Below are 19210 nucleotides of genomic sequence, written 5' to 3'. Positions count from 1 at the left end.
ATTATTTCATCCTTGATACACCTGCGTTATATCGGTTTGCCACCACTCGTCTGCATCCTTCTCCATTCGTGCCCCGGAACGCAAGTGCCAGCTGTTTCACTCGATTGACGTCCGCGCATTGCATTTTTCAGCCGCTGTCTATACTCGCCATTGAATGGAGTTAGCTGATGACGCCCGACTGCACCCGCAGCAAGGCCCGGCGATTCAAGTTCGTAGTCTGATGCAGCCGCTCCCTTGCCGCAGGCGAAAGCCGGCGGGATAACAAGAACGATAAGGGGAACCCGCAATGATGCGACATCCACACGTCTGGATGGGCCTCCTGTTGTGGTCGATTTTCAGCCCGGTGCACGCTGCCTGGACTGTGAATATGGCGCCTGGAGCGACTGAAATCAGTCACGCAGTATTCGACCTGCACATGACCATTTTCTGGATCTGTGTGGTGATCGGGATCATCGTCTTCGGCGCCATGTTCTGGTCGATGATGGTGCACCGCCGTTCTACCGGGCAGGTCGCCGCAAAATTCCACGAAAGCACCACCGTCGAGATTCTCTGGACCGTCGTCCCGCTGCTGATCCTGGTGGCGATGGCGGTTCCGGCGACCGCCACCCTGATCCGCATGTACGACACCAGTGAGCCGGATATCGATATCCAGATCACCGGTTATCAGTGGAAGTGGCACTACAAATACCTGGGCCAGGACGTCGAGTTCTTCAGCAACCTGGCCACGCCCGCCGAGCAGATCCACAACAAGGAAGCCAAGGGCGAGCATTACCTGCTCGAGGTCGACAAGCCGCTGGTGCTGCCGACCGGGGCCAAGGTGCGTTTCCTCGTCACCTCTGCCGACGTGATCCACTCCTGGTGGGTGCCGGCCTTCGCGGTCAAGCGCGATGCGATCCCCGGGTTCGTCAATGAAGCCTGGACGCGCATCGACAAGCCCGGCCTCTACCGTGGCCAGTGCGCCGAGCTGTGCGGCAAGGATCACGGCTTCATGCCGATCGTGGTCGAGGTCAAAGAGAAAGCGGACTACGAAAAATGGCTCGCCGATCGCAAGGCCGAGGCTGCGCAGCTCAAAGAGCTGACGAGCAAGGAATGGACCCTCGACGAGCTCAAGGAGCGCGGCGACAAGATCTACCACACCACCTGCGTAGCCTGTCACCAGGCCGAAGGCCAGGGCCTGCCGCCGATGTTCCCGGCGCTCAAGGGCTCGCCGATTGCCACCGGGCCGAAAGCCGATCACCTGCACCGCGTGTACTTCGGCAAACCGGGCACCGCCATGGCGGCGTTCGGCAAGCAACTCTCGGAAGTCGATATCGCAGCGGTCGTGACCTACGAACGTAACGCCTGGGGCAACAACAAGGGCGACATGGTCACGCCAAAAGAAGTGCTGGAGCTGAAACAGGCGGAAAGCAAATGAGCCGGTCTATTGCGTACTTCGTGAACCGGTCGGGGCAAGGTGCCCCGGCCTGCCAAGTCCACTCACTTGAAGGAGACCGGCCATGAGCGCTGTCATCGATGACCACGGTCATGCCGACCACGCCCACGGCCCCGCCAAAGGCCTGATGCGCTGGGTGCTGACCACCAACCACAAGGACATCGGCACGTTGTACCTGTGGTTCGCGTTCTGCATGTTCCTGCTCGGCGGCTCGTTCGCCATGGTGATCCGTGCCGAGCTGTTCCAGCCCGGTCTGCAGATCGTCGAACCGGCGTTCTTCAACCAGATGACCACCATGCACGGGCTGGTGATGGTGTTCGGTGCGGTGATGCCGGCGTTCGTCGGCCTCGCCAACTGGATGATCCCGTTGATGATCGGCGCACCGGACATGGCGCTGCCACGGATGAACAACTTCAGCTTCTGGCTGCTGCCGGCGGCGTTCCTGCTGCTGGTCTCGACCCTGTTCACCGCCGGCGGCGGGCCGAACTTCGGCTGGACCTTCTACGCGCCGCTGTCCACGACTTATGCGCCGGAAAGCGTGACCTACTTCATCTTCGCCATCCACTTGATGGGGATCAGTTCGATCATGGGCGCGATCAACGTGATCGCCACCATCCTCAACCTGCGCGCCCCCGGCATGACGCTGATGAAAATGCCGCTGTTCGTCTGGACCTGGCTGATCACCGCGTTCCTGCTGATCGCGGTGATGCCGGTACTGGCCGGGTGCGTGACGATGATGCTGATGGACATCCACTTCGGCACCAGTTTCTTCAGTGCCGCCGGTGGCGGTGACCCGGTGCTGTTCCAGCACGTGTTCTGGTTCTTCGGCCACCCCGAGGTGTACATCATGATCCTGCCGGCCTTCGGCGCCGTCAGCCAGATCATCCCGACCTTCTCGCGCAAGCCGCTGTTCGGCTACACCTCGATGGTCTACGCCACGGCGAGCATCGCGTTCCTGTCGTTCATCGTCTGGGCACACCACATGTTCGTGGTGGGCATTCCGCTGGTGGGCGAGTTGTTCTTCATGTACGCGACGATGCTGATCGCGGTGCCGACCGGGGTGAAGGTGTTCAACTGGGCCAGCACCATGTGGCAAGGCTCGCTGACCTTCGAGACGCCGATGCTGTTTGCCGTGGCGTTCGTGATCCTGTTCTCCATCGGCGGTTTCTCCGGGCTGATGCTGGCCATCGCCCCGGCGGACTTCCAGTACCAGGACACCTACTTCGTGGTCGCGCACTTCCACTACGTGCTGGTGCCGGGGGCGATCTTCGGGATCTTCGCCTCGGCTTATTACTGGCTGCCGAAATGGACCGGCCACATGTACGACGAAACCCTGGGCAAGCTGCACTTCTGGCTGTCCTTCGTCGGCATGAACATGACCTTCTTCCCGATGCACTTCGTGGGACTGGCGGGGATGCCACGGCGGATTCCAGACTACAACCTGCAGTTCGCCGACTTCAACATGGTCTCGTCGATCGGCGCATTCATGTTCGGCGCCACGCAGATCTTCTTCCTGTTCATCGTGATCAAGACCATCCGTGGCGGCGAGCCGGCACCGGCCAAACCGTGGGATGGCGCCGAAGGTCTGGAGTGGAGCGTGCCGTCGCCGGCGCCGTATCACACCTTCACCACGCCGCCGGAAGTGAAATGAAACCCGTAGCCCTTGAGGGCCGCCGCCATGGCTGACTCGATATCGCTGAAGAAACTGGTGACCCGACTGCTCGGCGTGGTGGTGGCGATGTTTGTCTTCGGTTTTGCCCTGGTGCCGATCTACGACGTGATGTGTAAGGCCTTCGGCATCAACGGCAAGACTGCCGGGCAGTACGAAGGCGAGCAGGTTGTGGACAAGTCCCGGCAGGTGCGGGTGCAGTTCCTGTCGACCAACAATGTCGACATGCCTTGGGATTTCTATCCCAAGCATGACGAACTGACGGCCAACCCCGGCGCGGTCAACGAGATGATTTTCATCGCGCGCAATCCCACCGACAAACCGATGAGCGCCCAGGCCGTGCCGAGCATCGCCCCGAGCGAAGCGGCGGCGTATTTCCACAAGACCGAATGTTTTTGCTTTACCCAGCAGGTGCTGCAGCCCGGTCAGCAGATCGAGATGCCGGTGCGTTTCATCGTTGACCGCGACATGCCCAAGGACGTGAAGCACCTGACGCTGTCCTACACGCTGTTCGATATCACCGCCCGACATCCTCCGGTGGCTGCAAACACTGGCGGTTAAGCGTGCCCGATAAGGAGAACAATAAATGGCAACTCATGAGCACTATTACGTCCCGGCCCAGAGCAAATGGCCGATCGTCGCGACCATCGGCATGGTCACCACGGTGTACGGCCTGGCGACCTGGTTCAACGATCTGAAGGCAGCGCGCCCTGAATCCCACGGCCCGCTGATCTTTTTCGTCGGTGGCCTGTTGCTGGCGTACATGCTGTTCGGCTGGTTCGGCACAGTGATCAAGGAAAGCCGCGCGGGGTTGTACAGCCCGCAGCTGGACCGCTCGTTCCGCTGGGGCATGAGCTGGTTCATCTTCTCCGAGGTGATGTTCTTCATCGCCTTCTTCGGCGCGCTGTTCTATGTGCGGCACATTTCCGGTCCGGCGTTGGGCGGCGAAGGTACCAAAGGCATCGCCCACATGCTCTGGCCGAACTTCCAGTTCACCTGGCCGCTATTGCACACGCCGGATCCGAAACTGTTCCCGCCGCCCAAGGAAGTCATCAGCCCGTGGGGCCTGCCGCTGATCAACACCATCCTGCTGGTGAGCTCCAGCGTGACCATCACCATCGCTCACCACGCCCTGAAGAAAGGTCATCGCGGTGCGCTGAAGCTGTGGCTGTTGATCACCGTGCTGCTGGGTTGCGGCTTCCTCGCCTTGCAGGCCGAGGAGTACATGCACGCCTATCACGAGCTGGGCCTGACCCTCGGTTCCGGCATCTACGGCGCGACGTTCTTCATGCTCACCGGGTTCCACGGCGCCCACGTGACCATCGGCACGATCATTCTGTTCGTGATGCTGATGCGGATCATGCGCGGCCACTTCGACAACGAGCACCAGTTCGGCTTCGAAGCCGCGAGCTGGTACTGGCACTTCGTCGATGTGGTGTGGATCGGCTTGTTCATCTTCGTTTACGTGCTCTGAAGGACAGAGCTACCAAGGCGCGTGCGACACCAGTTGGCCGCTGTAGAAACCCCAGGCAATCAAGCCGACGGTGCAAGCGGCCAATGCCACCCGAACACTCAAGGCGATGACCAGGCGATTCGAGCTGCTATCGTCCTTGACCAGGAAAAACAGGCCGCTGAACAGGCTGATCACCGTGGCAATCAGCATCAGGACGATAGCTGCTTTGAGCATGGGAAGACTCCGGGGGTACAGGCGATGCAATCAAGTATAGCGGTCGCATTCACTGCTTTTCTGGCGCGGCCATGAAGCGCTTTCGGCCGGGCGTCGTGCCGACGCTGGTGGTCGCCTTGCTGCTGCCGCTGCTGATTTCGCTGGGTTTCTGGCAGTTGGGCCGGGGCGCGGAGAAAACCGCCCTGCTCGCCAGCTACGCCGAACGCCGCGCCGCCGAACCGATGGCCAGCACCGAGCTCGTGCACAGCACCGATCCGGCCTTTCGCCGGGTGCATCTGCACGGCCAGTTCGATGCCGCCCACAGCCTGCTGCTGGACAACCGTCAACGTGACGGCAAGGTCGGCGTCGAGCTGCTGCAACCGTTTCAGGATCAGCGCACCGGCCTGTGGCTGCTGGTCAATCGTGGCTGGCTGCCGTGGCCGGACCGGCGCGTTACCCCGCAATTCAAGACACCGGCCGATGCCGTGAATGTCGACGCCTGGGTGTATGTCGCCCCCGGCGCGACCTTCCAGTTGCACGCCGACCCGGTCAGCAGCACCTGGCCGCAAACCGTCACCGCCGTCGAACCCGCCAAATGGTGGAAAACCCTCGAGCGCGACGGCTTCGCCTATGAATTACGCGCAGAACCCGGCCCCGCCAGCTATCAGGTCGACTGGCCGGTGGTTGCCATGGGCCCGGAAAAACACCTCGGTTACGCCGTGCAGTGGTTCGCCATGGCCACCGCCCTGTTCGGTCTTTACCTCTATCTCGGCTGGCACAACGCAAAGGAGAAACACCATGGGAGCGGCCATGAATCCACCCAGCATGTCTGAAGCAAAAGCCCCGGCCAGTCGCCGTCGCGGCCGCATTCAACTGCTGCTGATCCTGCTCGGCGTGATCGGCCCGATGATCCTCGCCACCGGCATGTACAAGCTGCAGTTCTGGGTGCCGGACGGTCGCAGCTATCACGGTGAACTGATCGGCAACGGCCAGAGCCGTGCCGACCTCGGCGTAACGGCTGACGAAGAGCGCTGGCAGATGCTGGTGACCGCGCCGAAGGACTGCGCGGTGGACTGCCAGCAACTGGTGTACCTGGCGCGGCAGATTCAGATCGGCCTCGGCCGCGATGCCGGTCGCGCCAGCCATGCCCTCGCTGCCGCGCAACCGCTGACGGCCGACTACGAAGCCAAGCTGAGCCGCGAATATCCACAGCTGCAACGTTACCCACTGGATAGCGCCGCGTTCAGCAAAGCCACCGGCGACAAAACCACGCCACAGCTTTGGATCATCGATCCCCACGGCAATCTCGTGCTGCGCTACGACCCGAGCGTCAAGGGCAAGGATCTGCTCAACGACCTGCGCCACCTGCTGAAACTGTCGAACATCGGATAAGGGCATCGTCATGGCCAAACCTGGATTTCGCCTCGCGCTGTTTGCCACCCTGCTGGCGCTGATCGTGGTGCTGCTCGGCGCTTACACCCGCCTGACTCACGCCGGTCTCGGCTGCCCGGACTGGCCCGGCTGCTACGGGTTTATCAGCGTGCCGAAAAGCGAAGCCCAACTGGCCCATGCCGAACTGCATTACCCCGACTCGCCCGTGGAGGCGCACAAAGGCTGGAACGAGATGATCCACCGTTACTTCGCCGGCACCCTCGGCATGTTGATCTCGATTCTGGCCGGTCGCGCTTGGGTTAACCGCCGTCATCCGGGGCAACCGCTGAAGCTGCCGCTGTTTCTGCTGGCGGTGGTGTTCGCCCAGGCCGCGTTCGGCATGTGGACGGTGACGCTCAAGCTCTGGCCGCAAGTGGTGACCGGGCATTTGCTTGGAGGCTTCGCGACCTTGAGCCTGCTGTTTCTGCTGACATTGAGACTGTCCGGCGTGTTGCCGGCACTGACCGTACCCAAGCGCCTGCAATATTGGGCCACCGCCGGATTGCTATTGGTGATCGGCCAGATCGCCCTCGGCGGCTGGGTCAGTTCCAACTACGCGGCGGTGGCCTGCATCGACTTCCCGACCTGCCACGGCCAATGGCTGCCGCCGGCGGACTTCGCCAACGGCTTTCACCTGACCCAACACATCGGCCCCAATTACCTCGGCGGGCAACTCGACAGCGATGCGCGCACGGCGATTCACCTGACCCACCGCATCGGCGCCTTGCTGGTGACGATTGTCCTGCTCGGACTGGCGTGGCAACTGAAAGTCGTGGGCATGACGCGGCTGGCCGGGCTGGTGCTGATCGCCCTCGCTGCGCAGATCACCCTCGGCATCAGCAACGTGCTGTTTCACCTGCCGCTGCCGGTGGCCGTGGCGCACAACGCCGGCGGCGCTGCACTGCTGCTGACCATGGTGCTGGTCAACTATCACGCGCGAACCAGTCTGGTTCGGGTCAAGCAACCGATGCTTGCGCGCTGGCACCTGAGCCCGCGTAAACAGTCGGCCGCGCCCATCACGATAAAAGGAGAGACGCCATGGCGATTCTGATCGGCGAACGTCCCGCGCAGGCGTTGTGGCGAGACTATCTGGAGCTGACCAAACCGAAAGTTGTGGTGCTGATGCTGATCACCTCGCTGGTCGGCATGTTCCTCGCGACCCGCGCTGGCGTGCCGTGGACGGTGCTGGTGTTCGGCAACCTGGGGATCGCGCTGTGTGCCGGTGGTGCGGCGGCGGTCAATCATGTGGTGGATCGGCGCATCGACGCCGTCATGGCGCGCACCCATAAACGGCCGCTGGCCGAGGGCCGGGTTTCGCCCACGGCGGCACTGACCTTTGCACTGGTGCTGGCGCTGCTCGGCCAGGCCTTGCTGCTGACCTTCACCAATCCGCTGACCGCGTGGCTGACCCTGGCCTCGCTGCTCGGCTACGCGGTGATCTACACCGGATTCCTCAAACGCGCGACGCCGCAGAACATCGTCATCGGCGGCCTCGCCGGCGCCGCACCGCCGCTGCTTGGCTGGACCGCCGCCACCGGCCACGTCAGCGCCGAACCGTTGCTGCTGGTGTTGATCATCTTCGCCTGGACCCCGCCGCACTTCTGGGCGCTGGCGATCCACCGCAAGGAGGAATACGCGAAAGCCGACATCCCGATGCTGCCGGTCACCCACGGCGAGCACTACACCAAGGTGCACATTCTGCTGTACACCTTCGCCCTGCTGGCGGTCAGCCTGTTGCCGTACGTGATCCACATGAGCGGCGCGCTGTACCTGATCTGCGCCCTCGGCCTGGGCGCAAGGTTTCTGCAATGGGCCGTGGTGCTGTACCGTGGCACTCGGCCGCACGCGGCGATCAACACCTTCAAGTACTCTATCTGGTACTTGTTTCTGCTGTTCATCGCCCTGCTCGTAGACCACTACTTACTGTTGAACCTATGACTCGAACCCAGAAAACCGTCTTCATCCTCGTGGCCGTGATCGCGCTGATCCTCGGCCTGACCGTCAACAAAGTGCTGAGCGGCAAGGGCCAGGGCGACCCGACGGCGCTGATCGACGCCGGCATCATCCTGCTGCCGCAAAGCCGCAACCTGCCGGACGTGACGATGACCAATCAGGACGGCCAACCGGTCACGGTCAACGAGCTCAAGGGCAAGTGGAGCCTGCTGTTCTTCGGCTACACCTTCTGCCCGGACATCTGCCCGACCACCCTCGCCCAACTGCGCCAGATCAAGAGCGAACTGCCGAAGGATGCTGTGGACAAGTTGCAGATCGTGCTGGTCAGCGTCGACCCGAACCGCGATAACCCTGCGCAGTTGAAGCAGTACCTGGGCTACTTCGATCCGCAGTTCATCGGCCTGACGCCGAAGTCGATCGAGGAGCTGCAAAAGGTGGCAAACGCAGTGAGCATTCCGTTCATTCCGGCGGACACCAGCAAGCCGAACTACACCGTTGATCACAGCGGAAACCTTGCGGTGATCGGGCCGGACGGGACACAGCGCGGGTTCATTCGGGCGCCGTTGAACAACGCCAAACTGGTCGCGCAGTTGCCGGTGATGTTGAACCGCAAATAGCCAAGATCAAAAGCCTGCCCTCACCCTAACCCTCTCCCGGAGGGAGAGGGGACTGATTGGGGGATATTGGCGAGCTACACCGAATTGAACGTATTGCTTTGAATCCATAATCGCCAAGATCTTTCAGGTCGATGCAGGACGCAAGACACCTCGATCGGCCCCCTCTCCCTCCGGGAGAGGGCTGGGGTGAGGGCGCGATTTCAAATGCGCTACAAAACCCAAATCGAAGACACAAAAAAGGGGACGCTCATGGCGTCCCCTTTTTCGTTGCAGCTATATCAATCAGAACGCCGGCAACACCGCGCCTTTGTACTTCTCGGTGATGAATTTCTTCACTTCCGGGCTGTGCAGGGCAGCGGCCAGTTTCTTCATCGCGTCGCTGTCCTTGTTGTCCGCACGGGACACCAGAATGTTCACGTAAGGCGAGTCGTTGCCTTCGATGATCAGCGCGTCCTTGGACGGATCCAACTTGGCTTCGAGCGCGTAGTTGGTGTTGATCAGCGCCAGGTCGACCTGAGTCAGCACGCGCGGGATGGTCGCGGCTTCCAGTTCACGGATTTTCAGGTCTTTCGGGTTCTGGGCGATGTCCTTGACGGTCGACAGGATGTTAGTCGGATCCTTCAGGGTGATCACGCCAGCCTTGGCCAGCAGCAACAGCGCACGGCCGCCGTTGGTGGCGTCGTTCGGGATCACCACGTTGGCGCCGCTTGGCAGCTCGTCGAGCTTCTTGATCTTGCTGGAGTAAGCGCCCAGCGGCTCCAGGTGCACGCCGGTCACGGCGACCAGGCTGGTGCCCTTGGCCTTGTTGAACTCATCGAGGTACGGCTGGTGCTGGAAGAAGTTGGCGTCCAGACGCTTCTCGGCCACCTGCACGTTCGGCTGGATGTAATCGGTGAAGACCTTGACCTTCAGATCCACGCCTTCTTTGGCCAGAACCGGCTTCACGAATTCGAGGATTTCCGCGTGCGGCACCGGGGTGGCCGCAACGGTCAGGGTTTCGTCGGCGTGGGCCGAGAACGCTGCAACGGCAGCCAGGGCAACGATCAGTTTTTTCATTCAGCTAACTCCTTTTTACGGCGCCCGTCTGGCGCCTGCCAGCGAATGGCCGGCTCATGTCATTACAAAACCGGTTATTTGCGCGAAAAGTGAACGACCAGTCGGTCGCCTGCCATTTGCAGCACTTGCACCAGAATCAGCAGCAACACCACGGTGACGATCATCACGTCGGTCTGGAAACGCTGGTAGCCGAAACGAATCGCCAGGTCACCCAGGCCACCGGCGCCGACCACACCGGCCATTGCGGTGTAGGAAACCAGTGTAATCGCCGTCACCGTAATCGCCGCGAAGATGCCCGGACGGGCCTCCGGCAACAAGGCGTTCATGATGATCTGCCGAGTGGTCGCGCCCATCGACTGGGTCGCTTCGATAATGCCGCGATCGACTTCACGCAGGGCGGTTTCCACCAACCGCGCGAAGAACGGCGTTGCACCCACCACCAACGGCGGAATCGCACCGGCCACACCCAGTGAGGTGCCGGTGATCAGCACGGTGAACGGGATCATCACGATCAACAGAATAATGAACGGCAGCGAACGCAGGATGTTCACCACCAGCGACAGCAAGGCGTACACGCCTTTGGCTTCGAGCAACTGACGCGGGCTGCACAGGAACAGCAACACGCCCAGCGGCAGGCCGAGCAACACGGTGAACAGCAGCGAACCGCCGAGCATCATCATGGTGTCGCCAGTGGCCAGCCAGATTTCGTACCAGTCGATATTGGTGAAGAAACTCATCAGGTCTGCCATTAGCGCAACACCTCCATGTGAACGTCAGCGGCGGTGAAGCGGGCGAACGCCGCGTCCATGTCGCCACCGGTGACGGCGAGGGTCAATTGCCCGTAAGGAATGTCTTTGATGCGGTCGATACGACCGGCCAGGATGCTGTAGTCCACACCGGTTTCCCGGGCGACGGTTCCGAGTAACGGCGCGTAGGTCGCTTCGCCCTGGAAGGTCAGACGTACGATGCGGCCCGGCACGTGAGCGAAGTCATCGCGCTGCTCGCTTTCGTCGATCTGTTCGTCTTCCTGGACGAAACGCTTGGTGGTCGGGTGCTTCGGATGCAGGAACACGTCGGCCACCGAGCCTTGCTCGACGATCGCGCCGGCGTCCATCACCGCCACCTGATCGCACACACGGCGGATCACGTCCATCTCGTGGGTGATCAGCACGATGGTCAGCTTCAGCTCACGGTTGATCTCGGCCAGCAGTTGCAGCACCGACGCGGTGGTCTGCGGGTCGAGGGCGCTGGTGGCTTCGTCGCACAGCAGGATTTTCGGCTTGGTCGCCAGGGCACGGGCAATACCGACGCGCTGCTTCTGGCCACCGGACAACTGCGCAGGGAATTTTTTCGCGTGATCGGACAAACCGACGCGCTTGAGCAACTCGGCCACACGCTGGTCGATCTCGGCGCGGGACAGTTCACCGGCGAGGGTCAGCGGCAGCGCGACGTTGTCGGCCACGGTCTTGGACGCCAGCAGGTTGAAGTGCTGGAAGATCATCCCGACTTGCTGACGGAAACGGCGCAGGCCGTTGGCGTCCAGCGCGGTGACTTCTTCGCCGTCGACAATGATCTTGCCGCCACTGGATTCTTCCAGGCGATTGATCAGACGCAGCAGGGTACTTTTTCCCGCACCGGAATGGCCAATCAGGCCGAACACCTGACCGTTCTCGATGGAGAGACTGGTCGGATGCAGCGCGGTGATGTCCTTACCGGCGACGCGGTAAGTCTTATGGACGTTTTGAAACTCGATCACGTAGCGAACCTTGTGGGGCGCGTTGGAAAAGGATCAGCGGTTAGCCGGGCGCGCATTTTAGCCTGTCCGTATAGAGGTTATTAGCATTTATTCCGCATTCAACCTTTCATTTGGCAATAACGCGATCAAAGGTCATAAAAAAGGAACGGCAAAAACCCTCGTCAGTCACTAGTTAAGCGACTTGAAACTCCGGGTACCGTGCCCGGGAACCACTCAAGAGCCCCGGCGCGACCGGGGTCAAACGAGGAGTTTACGTCTGATGAGTACCAAAAAGCCTGCCACCGACAAAAGCCAACTGGCCGGGACCAACACCCCGGATCGCGCCAACACCAACGCCAAACTCGACAGCCTGGAAAAGTTTCGCTCCGACGCCACCGGCCAGGCCCTGCGCACCAATCAGGGCGTGAAGGTCGCGGACAACCAGAACACCTTGAAGGCCGGACCCCGTGGGCCGTCGCTTCTCGAAGACTTCATCATGCGTGAGAAAATCACGCACTTTGACCATGAGCGGATTCCCGAGCGTATCGTCCATGCCCGCGGCACAGGTGCACATGGTTTCTTTCAAACCTACGAGAACCATTCGGCGCTGACCAAGGCCGGTTTCCTACGGGATCCGGGGAAGAAAACCCCGGTTTTCGTACGCTTTTCCACGGTGCAAGGTCCACGCGGCTCCGGCGATACCGTGCGCGACGTGCGTGGTTTTGCCGTGAAATTCTTTACCGACGAAGGCAATTTCGACCTGGTCGGCAACAACATGCCGGTGTTCTTCATTCAGGACGCGATCAAGTTTCCCGACTTCGTCCACGCGGTAAAACCCGAGCCGCACAACGAAATGCCTACCGGCGGCTCGGCTCACGACACGTTCTGGGACTTCGTGTCGCTGGTACCGGAATCGGCGCACATGGTCATCTGGGCCATGTCCGACCGGGCCATCCCGAAAAGCCTGCGCAGCATGCAGGGTTTCGGCGTGCACACTTTCCGACTGATCAACGCCGAGGGCAAATCGCGCTTCGTCAAATTCCACTGGCGCCCCACCGCCGGCACCTGTTCGCTGGTGTGGGACGAAGCGCAGAAGCTGGCGGGTAAAGACACTGACTACCATCGGCGCGACCTCTGGGAGGCCATCGAGACCGGGGACTACCCGGAATGGGAACTTGGCGTACAAATCATCGAAGAGGAAAACGAGCACGACTTCGATTTCGACATCCTCGACCCGACCAAACTGATTCCCGAGGAAATCGTCCCGATCACGCCGCTGGGCAAGATGACCCTCAACCGCAACCCGGACAACTTCTTCGCCGAGACCGAACAGGTCGCGTTCTGCCCCGGCCATATCGTGCCGGGCATCGACTTCTCCAATGACCCGTTGCTGCAAGGTCGGCTGTTTTCCTACACCGACACACAGATCAGCCGACTCGGCGGGCCGAACTTTCATGAGCTGCCGATCAATCGCCCGGTCGCGCCCTTCCACAACGGCCAGCGCGATGCCCAGCACCGCACGGTAATCGACAAGGGTCGCGCGTCCTACGAGCCGAACTCGATTGATGGCGGCTGGCCGAAAGAAACTCCACCGGCCGCGCAGGACGGCGGGTTCGAAAGCTACCCGGAACGCATCGACGCCAACAAGATCCGTCAGCGCAGCGAGTCGTTCAGCGATCACTTCTCCCAGGCGCGGCTGTTCTTCAAGAGCATGAGCAAGCACGAACAGGAACACATCATTTCGGCCTACAGCTTCGAACTGGGCAAGGTTGAGCGGGAGCACATTCGGGCCCGGGAAGTGAACGAGATTCTGGCCAACATCGACCTGGAACTGGCCAAGCGCGTGGCGCACAACCTTGGGTTGCCAGCGCCGGCCAAAGGCACGGTCGAGGTACGCAAGACATCTTTGGATCACTCGCCGGCCCTGAGTCAGGCCAACCTGTTGCCGGAGAACATAAAGACGCGAAAAGTGGCGATTCTGGCGGCCAATGGTGTCGATGGTGCAGCGATCGATGCGATGAAGAAGGCTCTGGCGGCAGAAGGTGCGCATGCCAAATTGCTCGGCCCGACCTCGGCGCCGGTAAAGACAGCCGATGGCAAAAGCCTGGCGGTGGATGCGTCGATGGAAGGTTTGCCTTCGGTGGCGTTCGACGCGGTGTTCGTGCCGGGTGGCGCGGCGTCGGTCAAGGTGTTGAGTGGTGACGGCGTGGCGTTGCATTACCTGCTGGAGGCTTACAAACACCTGAAGGCAATTGCGCTGCAAGGCGACGCCAGGCAGTTACTGGATGTGTTGAAGCTGGAGGTGGATGCCGGGCTGATCGAGGGCAAGGATGTGAAAGCGCTGACCAAGTCGTTCTTTGCGGCGATCGGGCAGCATCGGGTCTGGGATCGGGAAGCGAAGGCCAAGGCGATTCCGGCCTGAAAAAAACCGCAGCCTGCGAAATGCAGGCTGCGGTCATTCAAGGTTTGCGTGGGCTCAAGACCATCTGTGCCGGAACTGTGCGCAAGATCTGTTTCTCGATCTGCAGATCGAAATCCGGATCGAGCTTCTTCACGCGCTTGGTGATCAACGTCGCCAGCCATGGGTAATCATTGGTGCGCGGCGCCTGAATGCTCACCGCACAGTCGTAATTCACCACATCGGCGGCGATCGCGTCGAGTTGACGGCGAAGTTTGCGGCTATCGGTGATATTCAGCGCAACCGTGGTGCTTTCGGCGGTCGGATCGATCACCTTGGCTTTCGGCTTGGCTTCGGCGGCCTGAAGTGCCGCTTCGGCTTTCTCCAGTTCAGCCTTGCGGGCTTCGGTGATAGCACCGTTGACGCCACCGGTCAGCGCCGGGGCCTTGGGCATCAGCGCGCGGGCGCGGGCCAAAGCAGTTGCGGCAGCATTCACATCGCCCTTCTGCAGGACGATCTGGCTGCGGCGCAGATAGGCTTCGGCCAACTGGCGCTGGTATTGCTCAAGGGACTGATCGTTGGGCGTTTCGGCCTGCAAGGCTGCCAATTGGTCTTCGGCAGTGGCCAGTTCGCTGCTGGCCAGGCTTTGCTCCAGCTGTGCGATGGCCGTGGCCCGCGCATCGGGGGCTTCGGCCACCGGCGGCGTGCTTTGGCAGGCGCCCAGCAGCACTGAAAATGCGACAAGGAGCAGATAACGGGAGGCGAACGGCTTCATTCCTGCGACTCTCTATTTGCGCAAAAAACGAGCAAGTCTACACCCCTCGACGGGGCAGAACAAAACTCAGCAGAAACAGTGCGGCCGCCGTCACAACGATTGACGGGCCGGCCGGGGTGTCCTTGAACCAGGACAACGCCAGCCCGCCACACACGGCGAGCATGCCCAGCAGGCTCGCGCCCAGTGCCATCTGCTCCGGCGAGCGGGCGTGACGTTGTGCCGCAGCTGCCGGGATGATCAACAGCGACGTAATCAGCAGCACACCGACGATTTTCATCGCCACGGCGATCACCACCGCGATCAACAGCATCAGCGCCATGCGCAAACCGGCCACCGGCAGGCCTTCGACCCGGGCCAGTTCTTCGTGCACGGTGATCGCCAGCAGCGGCCGCCACAGCGTCACCAGCAGCACCAGCACCGCCGCGCTGCCACCGAGGATCCATGCAAGGTCAGTCGGACTGATCGCCAACAGATCGCCAAACAGATAGGCCATCAGGTCGATCCGCACTTCATGCATGAAGCTTAGTACCACCAGCCCGAGAGAGAGCGTGCTCGGCGCAAGAATGCCCAGCAACGTGTCGGACGCCAGCGGCTGACGCTGTTGCAGGGTTACCAGCAGCACCGCCAGCAGCAGGCAGCCCACGGTGACAGCAACGGTCGGGCTGACATCCAGCAGAAAGCCCAGCGCCACGCCGAGCAGCGCGGCGTGGGACAGGGTGTCGCCGAAATAGGCCATGCGCCGCCAGACCACGAACGAGCCCAGCGGCCCCGCGACCACCGCCAGCGCCAGACCTGCAAGCAGGGCGTAAAACAGAAAATCAGCCATGCTTGCAGCTATCTCCGTGAACGTGAGGTTGGCCCGTCACAGGCCCTTTGACCACCGAACCGTGCAGGTCGTGGGCGTGGTCGTGATGGTGGTGATAGACCGCCAGGCTCGGCGCGTGATTGCCGAACAACTCGACGAAAGCCGGGTCGCCACTGACCTGCTCGGGATGCCCGGAGCAGCAGACGTGACGGTTGAGGCACACCACCTGGTCGGTGGTGCTCATCACCAGATGCAGGTCGTGGGAGACCATCAACACGCCGCAGCCATGACGGTCGCGCAGGCGGGTGATCAGGCTGTACAGCTCGGCTTGCCCGGCCACATCGACACCTTGCACCGGCTCGTCGAGCACCAGCAGTTCCGGCTCGCGCAACAGCGCCCGGGCCAGCAGCACGCGCTGCATTTCGCCGCCGGAAACGCTTTGCACCGGGCTGTCGATGACGTGCTCGGCGCCGACTTCCTTGAGTGCCGCCAGCGCACGCGGGCGATCAACACCCGGCACCAGCCGCAGAAAGCGCAGCACCGACAGCGGCAAGGTCGGATCGACGTGCAGCTTTTGCGGCATGTAGCCGATGCGCAGTTTCGGCTTGCGCCAGACGCTGCCGCTGTCGGGCTTCAATAGCCCAAGCACGGCGCGCACCAGCGTGGTCTTGCCGGCGCCGTTGGGGCCGATCAGGGTGACGATCTGCCCCGGTTCGACGCTCAGGTGAATGTTGTCCAGCACGTTCTGCCCGGCAAACCGGACAGCCACCTGCTCCAGACGGATCAGCGCATCGCTCATCAAGCCCCCCGGCAACCGGAGCAGAGACCGACCACTTCGACGGTCTGGGCCTCGACGATGAAGCCGACGTCTTTGGCGCTGTGGACGATGGCGTCACTGATGGTTTTTTGCTCAAGCTCGATGGCCGCGTGACATTCGCGGCAGATCAAAAACTGACCCTGGTGCGAATGTTTCGGGTGAACGCAACCGACAAAGGCGTTCAGCGAGGAGATGCGGTGCACCAGGCCGTTTTCCAGCAGGAAATCCAGCGCGCGATACACGGTCGGCGGCGCAGCGCGGCGGCCGTCCTGCTCGCTGAGCACCGCCAGAATGTCGTAGGCACCCAGCGGCTTGTGGCTCTGCCAGACCAGTTCCAGCACCCGCCGACGCAATGCGGTCAGGCGCAGGCCTTTCTGTGCACACAAGGCATCGGCCTCGGACAGGGCGCTGTGGACGCAATGGGAGTGGTCGTGGGGACGGCTGGCAATCGGGGTAATAGGCATGAGCGGCGACGAGTTTGGTTAGAGACGTTATTATGTTACCCGTTCTCGCCTCCTTGAGTGGTCATCGTGTCCCGACTTTTTTCTGTTTTTGTGGCATTTGTCGCCAGTTTTCTGCTGATCGGTTCGGCCCAGGCCGAAGTCAGAGTCCTCACCAGCATCAAGCCGCTGCAATTGATTGCCGCCGCCGTGCAGGACGGCGTGGCGATTCCCGAAGTGCTGCTGCCACCGGGGGCTTCGCCGCATAACTATGCGTTGCGCCCGTCCGACGTGCGCAAGGTGCAATCGGTGGACCTGCTGTACTGGATCGGCCCGGACATGGAAGGTTTCCTGCCTCGCGTGCTGAATGGTCGTACGCTGCCGAGCGTCGCGGTGCAGGACCTGCCGGGCATGAAGCTGCGCCGCTTCGCCGAAGACAGCCACTCCCACGCCGAAGACGCCGACGAGCATGATCATGATCACCGCCCAGGTACTCTCGATGCGCATTTGTGGCTATCGCCGGTGAACGCGCGGGTTATTGCCGACAAGATGGCCGCCGACCTGAGCGCTGCCGACCCGGCCAATGCCGAGCGCTATCAAAGCAACGCCAAGGCGTTCGACGCGCGTCTCGATGCGCTGGATCAGCGTTTGAAGAAGCGCCTGGCCAGCGTTGAAGGCAAACCCTACTTCGTCTTCCACGAAGCCTTCGACTACTTCGAAGAGGCCTACGGCTTGAAACACACCGGCGTGTTCAGCGTTGCGGCGGAAGTGCAGCCAGGCGCCCAGCATGTCGCGGCGATGCGTGCGCGCTTGCAGGAAGTCGGCAAGACTTGCGTGTTCAGTGAGCCGCCGTTGCGCCCACGCTTGGCCGAAACCCTGGTGGCGGGCCTGCCGGTGAAGCTGGCGGAGCTGGATGCGTTGGGCGGCTACACGCCGGCAACTGCTCAGGGTTATGAGCAAGTGCTGGAGAAGCTGGGGAATGATCTGGCAGGGTGCCTGGAGTCGCTCTAATACAAAAAAACCGCAGCCTGCACAGGCTGCGGTTTTTTTCTTTTACAGGGCAAACGGCAGCGGTGTGCTGACCTGCTGACGCTGCGCCAGACGCTGCTCGAACTCCTTCGGATCGTGAATCAGCACGTCTTGCCCGGCGAACGATTCCGCCGCAATCAACCGCGACAGCCAGAACCGCACGCACGCCACTCGCAGCATGGTCGGCCACAACTCGGCCTCGGCCGCAGTGAACGGGCGCAGTGCCGCGTAGGCACCGAGGAAGGCCCGCGCACGCGGGCCGTCGATCAGGCCATCATCGTCCGAACACCAGTCGTTCAAGGCGATCGCCACGTCGTAGAGCATCGGCCCGGAGCAGGCGTTGTAGAAGTCGATCAGCCCGGTCAGGTGCGTGCCTTCGAACATCGCGTTGTCGCGGAACAGGTCGGCGTGGATGTTCGCCCGCGGCAGCGCGAGAATTTTGTCTTTCTGTTGCGTGATTTCGTCCAGCGCGGTTTGCAGCAGAGCGCGCGGCGCGTCGCTCAGGTGCGAAAGAAACTGTGTGCCCTCTTCCAGCATCCAGTCCAGGCCACGATCGGTCTTGCGTTTGATCATGTTGTTGCCCTGGGTTGCCAGGTGCAGGTGCGCCTGCAAGTTACCGACCTGCGCGCAATGCTGGGCGTTGGCCTGCTTGATGTGCTTGCCGGCCAGGCGCGGCTGCAACAGCGCCGGCTTGCCTTTCAGCTCACGCAGGGCCACGCCGTCAGTGGTGCGCAGCGCGTAGGGCACCGGCAGGTCGGCTTCGTGGAGGACGTCGAGCAGGTCGATGAAGAACGGCATTTCCTGCACCGGGCCGCGCTCGACCAGGGTCAGGACGAACTCGCCCTTTTCCATGCTGATGAAGAAGTTGGTGTTTTCGCTGCCGGCGGCGATCCCCTGGAAATCGAGCAGACGGCCGAGCCCGTAAGGGGCGAGAAAGGTTTCCAGCTCGGGCCGAGCCAGGGGGGTGAACACAGACATGGTTAAAAACTGCTCAGTTCTGGCGCCGCCATCGCGTCGGCGCCGGTTGAAATTAAGAAACTACTTCCACTCGAAAATCTTCCACGCGGGGATCAGCATATCCGGCTGGTCCGAGCGGATGAAGTTTGCATCAGTACCGTCCGCGCGCACCAGAAAATAGGGCGGGAAACCCTTCTGAGTCACCTTGATCGCGTACAGGAAACCGTTCTGCCGGTACTCCTGGATGGTCCTGTCACCTTCGGTACGGATGGTGACCTCCGGTTCCGCTGACGGCGCATCATCCGCCGCGATCGCGGCCAGTGGCGTGGTTGCAATCAAACTGACCAGCAGCAAGCGATTTAACGTACGCATGATAACCTTGTCCCTTTGTCGTCAACGGTCCCGCTATTCTAGCGCCGGACCCGCCGAA

21 protein-coding genes are annotated in these 19210 nt (G+C 61.7%); 11 read left to right on the top strand and 10 right to left on the bottom strand.

The window, feature by feature from the left end; all coding sequences use genetic code 11:
• Positions 1 to 286 precede the first annotated feature (286 nt).
• From coxB to AC07N4_RS18625, 4 genes are all read left to right on the top strand, one after another.
• Positions 287 to 1414: a cytochrome c oxidase subunit II gene (gene coxB / locus AC07N4_RS18640; RefSeq protein ID WP_102621154.1), complete on the top strand. Its 1128-nt coding sequence runs from the start codon at positions 287 to 289 to the stop codon at positions 1412 to 1414.
• A gap of 82 nt (positions 1415 to 1496) precedes the next feature.
• On the top strand, positions 1497 to 3083 hold the full coding sequence (gene ctaD / locus AC07N4_RS18635; protein ID WP_102621155.1) for a cytochrome c oxidase subunit I: 1587 nt from the start codon (positions 1497 to 1499) through the stop codon (positions 3081 to 3083).
• Positions 3084 to 3110: 27 nt separating this feature from the next.
• Complete coding sequence (locus AC07N4_RS18630) at positions 3111 to 3662, top strand: cytochrome c oxidase assembly protein (RefSeq protein WP_085733843.1); 552 nt, start codon at positions 3111 to 3113, stop codon at positions 3660 to 3662.
• A 25-nt stretch (positions 3663 to 3687) separates the two neighbouring features.
• A complete protein-coding gene (locus tag AC07N4_RS18625; protein ID WP_085733844.1) occupies positions 3688 to 4575 on the top strand; it encodes a cytochrome c oxidase subunit 3 in 888 nt (295 codons plus the stop codon).
• Positions 4576 to 4584: 9 nt separating this feature from the next.
• Here AC07N4_RS18625 and AC07N4_RS18620 read toward each other — a convergent pair whose 3' ends face one another.
• Positions 4585 to 4788: a twin transmembrane helix small protein gene (locus AC07N4_RS18620; RefSeq protein ID WP_065260656.1), complete on the bottom strand. Its 204-nt coding sequence runs from the start codon at positions 4786 to 4788 to the stop codon at positions 4585 to 4587.
• 71 nt (positions 4789 to 4859) lie between these two features.
• On the opposite strand from AC07N4_RS18620, the gene AC07N4_RS18615 reads away from it, so the two are divergent.
• From AC07N4_RS18615 to AC07N4_RS18595, 5 genes are read left to right on the top strand one after another with little or no spacing between them, the layout of a single operon-like run.
• Complete coding sequence (locus tag AC07N4_RS18615) at positions 4860 to 5600, top strand: SURF1 family protein (RefSeq protein ID WP_273537544.1); 741 nt, start codon at positions 4860 to 4862, stop codon at positions 5598 to 5600.
• Positions 5566 to 6159, top strand: coding sequence for a PA_0111/PP_0108 family redox-active disulfide protein (locus tag AC07N4_RS18610; RefSeq protein ID WP_493065548.1), 594 nt, complete (start codon positions 5566 to 5568; stop codon positions 6157 to 6159). Before AC07N4_RS18615 ends, AC07N4_RS18610 begins: the two co-directional genes overlap by 35 nt.
• Positions 6160 to 6169: 10 nt before the next feature.
• The gene (locus AC07N4_RS18605) at positions 6170 to 7249 is read left to right on the top strand and encodes a COX15/CtaA family protein (protein WP_273537541.1); all 1080 of its coding nucleotides are present in this window, start codon (positions 6170 to 6172) and stop codon (positions 7247 to 7249) included.
• Positions 7237 to 8136, top strand: a complete 900-nt coding sequence (gene cyoE / locus AC07N4_RS18600) for a heme o synthase (protein WP_085733847.1) — start codon at positions 7237 to 7239, stop codon at positions 8134 to 8136. Before AC07N4_RS18605 ends, cyoE begins: the two co-directional genes overlap by 13 nt.
• The gene (locus tag AC07N4_RS18595; RefSeq protein WP_085733848.1) at positions 8133 to 8768 is read left to right on the top strand and encodes an SCO family protein; all 636 of its coding nucleotides are present in this window, start codon (positions 8133 to 8135) and stop codon (positions 8766 to 8768) included. Before cyoE ends, AC07N4_RS18595 begins: the two co-directional genes overlap by 4 nt.
• A gap of 282 nt (positions 8769 to 9050) precedes the next feature.
• Here AC07N4_RS18595 and AC07N4_RS18590 read toward each other — a convergent pair whose 3' ends face one another.
• From AC07N4_RS18590 to AC07N4_RS18580, 3 genes are all read right to left on the bottom strand, one after another.
• Positions 9051 to 9824, bottom strand: coding sequence for a MetQ/NlpA family ABC transporter substrate-binding protein (locus tag AC07N4_RS18590; RefSeq protein WP_096822433.1), 774 nt, complete (start codon positions 9822 to 9824; stop codon positions 9051 to 9053).
• A gap of 74 nt (positions 9825 to 9898) precedes the next feature.
• Complete coding sequence (locus tag AC07N4_RS18585; protein WP_096822432.1) at positions 9899 to 10573, bottom strand: methionine ABC transporter permease; 675 nt, start codon at positions 10571 to 10573, stop codon at positions 9899 to 9901.
• Entirely contained in the window at positions 10573 to 11580 is a 1008-nt protein-coding gene (locus AC07N4_RS18580) for a methionine ABC transporter ATP-binding protein (RefSeq protein ID WP_493065549.1), read from the bottom strand. The genes AC07N4_RS18585 and AC07N4_RS18580 overlap by 1 nt, the downstream gene beginning before the upstream one ends.
• 259 nt (positions 11581 to 11839) lie before the next feature.
• On the opposite strand from AC07N4_RS18580, the gene katE reads away from it, so the two are divergent.
• The gene (gene katE / locus AC07N4_RS18575; protein WP_493065550.1) at positions 11840 to 13981 is read left to right on the top strand and encodes a catalase HPII; all 2142 of its coding nucleotides are present in this window, start codon (positions 11840 to 11842) and stop codon (positions 13979 to 13981) included.
• A 37-nt stretch (positions 13982 to 14018) separates the two neighbouring features.
• On the opposite strand, the gene AC07N4_RS18570 is transcribed toward katE, so the two are convergent.
• Genes AC07N4_RS18570 through zur form a run of 4 tightly spaced genes read right to left on the bottom strand, consistent with a single transcriptional unit; the run spans position 14019 to position 16818 of the window.
• Complete coding sequence (locus tag AC07N4_RS18570; RefSeq protein ID WP_102621160.1) at positions 14019 to 14732, bottom strand: PA5502 family lipoprotein; 714 nt, start codon at positions 14730 to 14732, stop codon at positions 14019 to 14021.
• A gap of 37 nt (positions 14733 to 14769) precedes the next feature.
• Positions 14770 to 15558, bottom strand: coding sequence for a zinc ABC transporter permease subunit ZnuB (znuB, locus tag AC07N4_RS18565; RefSeq protein WP_065260666.1), 789 nt, complete (start codon positions 15556 to 15558; stop codon positions 14770 to 14772).
• Positions 15551 to 16336 (bottom strand): zinc ABC transporter ATP-binding protein ZnuC, encoded by a 786-nt coding sequence (gene znuC / locus AC07N4_RS18560; RefSeq protein WP_096822428.1) that lies wholly within the window; start codon positions 16334 to 16336, stop codon positions 15551 to 15553. Before znuC ends, znuB begins: the two co-directional genes overlap by 8 nt.
• Positions 16336 to 16818: a zinc uptake transcriptional repressor Zur gene (gene zur / locus AC07N4_RS18555; protein ID WP_011331783.1), complete on the bottom strand. Its 483-nt coding sequence runs from the start codon at positions 16816 to 16818 to the stop codon at positions 16336 to 16338. Before zur ends, znuC begins: the two co-directional genes overlap by 1 nt.
• A 66-nt stretch (positions 16819 to 16884) precedes the next feature.
• Between zur and AC07N4_RS18550 the strand changes: the two genes are divergently transcribed.
• A complete protein-coding gene (locus AC07N4_RS18550; RefSeq protein ID WP_102621161.1) occupies positions 16885 to 17805 on the top strand; it encodes a zinc ABC transporter substrate-binding protein ZnuA in 921 nt (306 codons plus the stop codon).
• Between the two features lie 42 nt (positions 17806 to 17847).
• Here the strand turns inward: AC07N4_RS18550 and AC07N4_RS18545 are convergent, their stop codons facing one another.
• A complete protein-coding gene (locus AC07N4_RS18545) occupies positions 17848 to 18801 on the bottom strand; it encodes a homoserine kinase (protein ID WP_493065551.1) in 954 nt (317 codons plus the stop codon).
• A gap of 60 nt (positions 18802 to 18861) precedes the next feature.
• Entirely contained in the window at positions 18862 to 19152 is a 291-nt protein-coding gene (locus AC07N4_RS18540) for a DUF2782 domain-containing protein (RefSeq protein WP_493065552.1), read from the bottom strand.
• Between the last annotated feature and the right edge of the window lie 58 nt (positions 19153 to 19210).

Source organism: Pseudomonas sp. GW821-FHT09E04, assembly GCF_059416185.1.
This window is presented reverse-complemented; position numbering and strand designations above follow the sequence as displayed.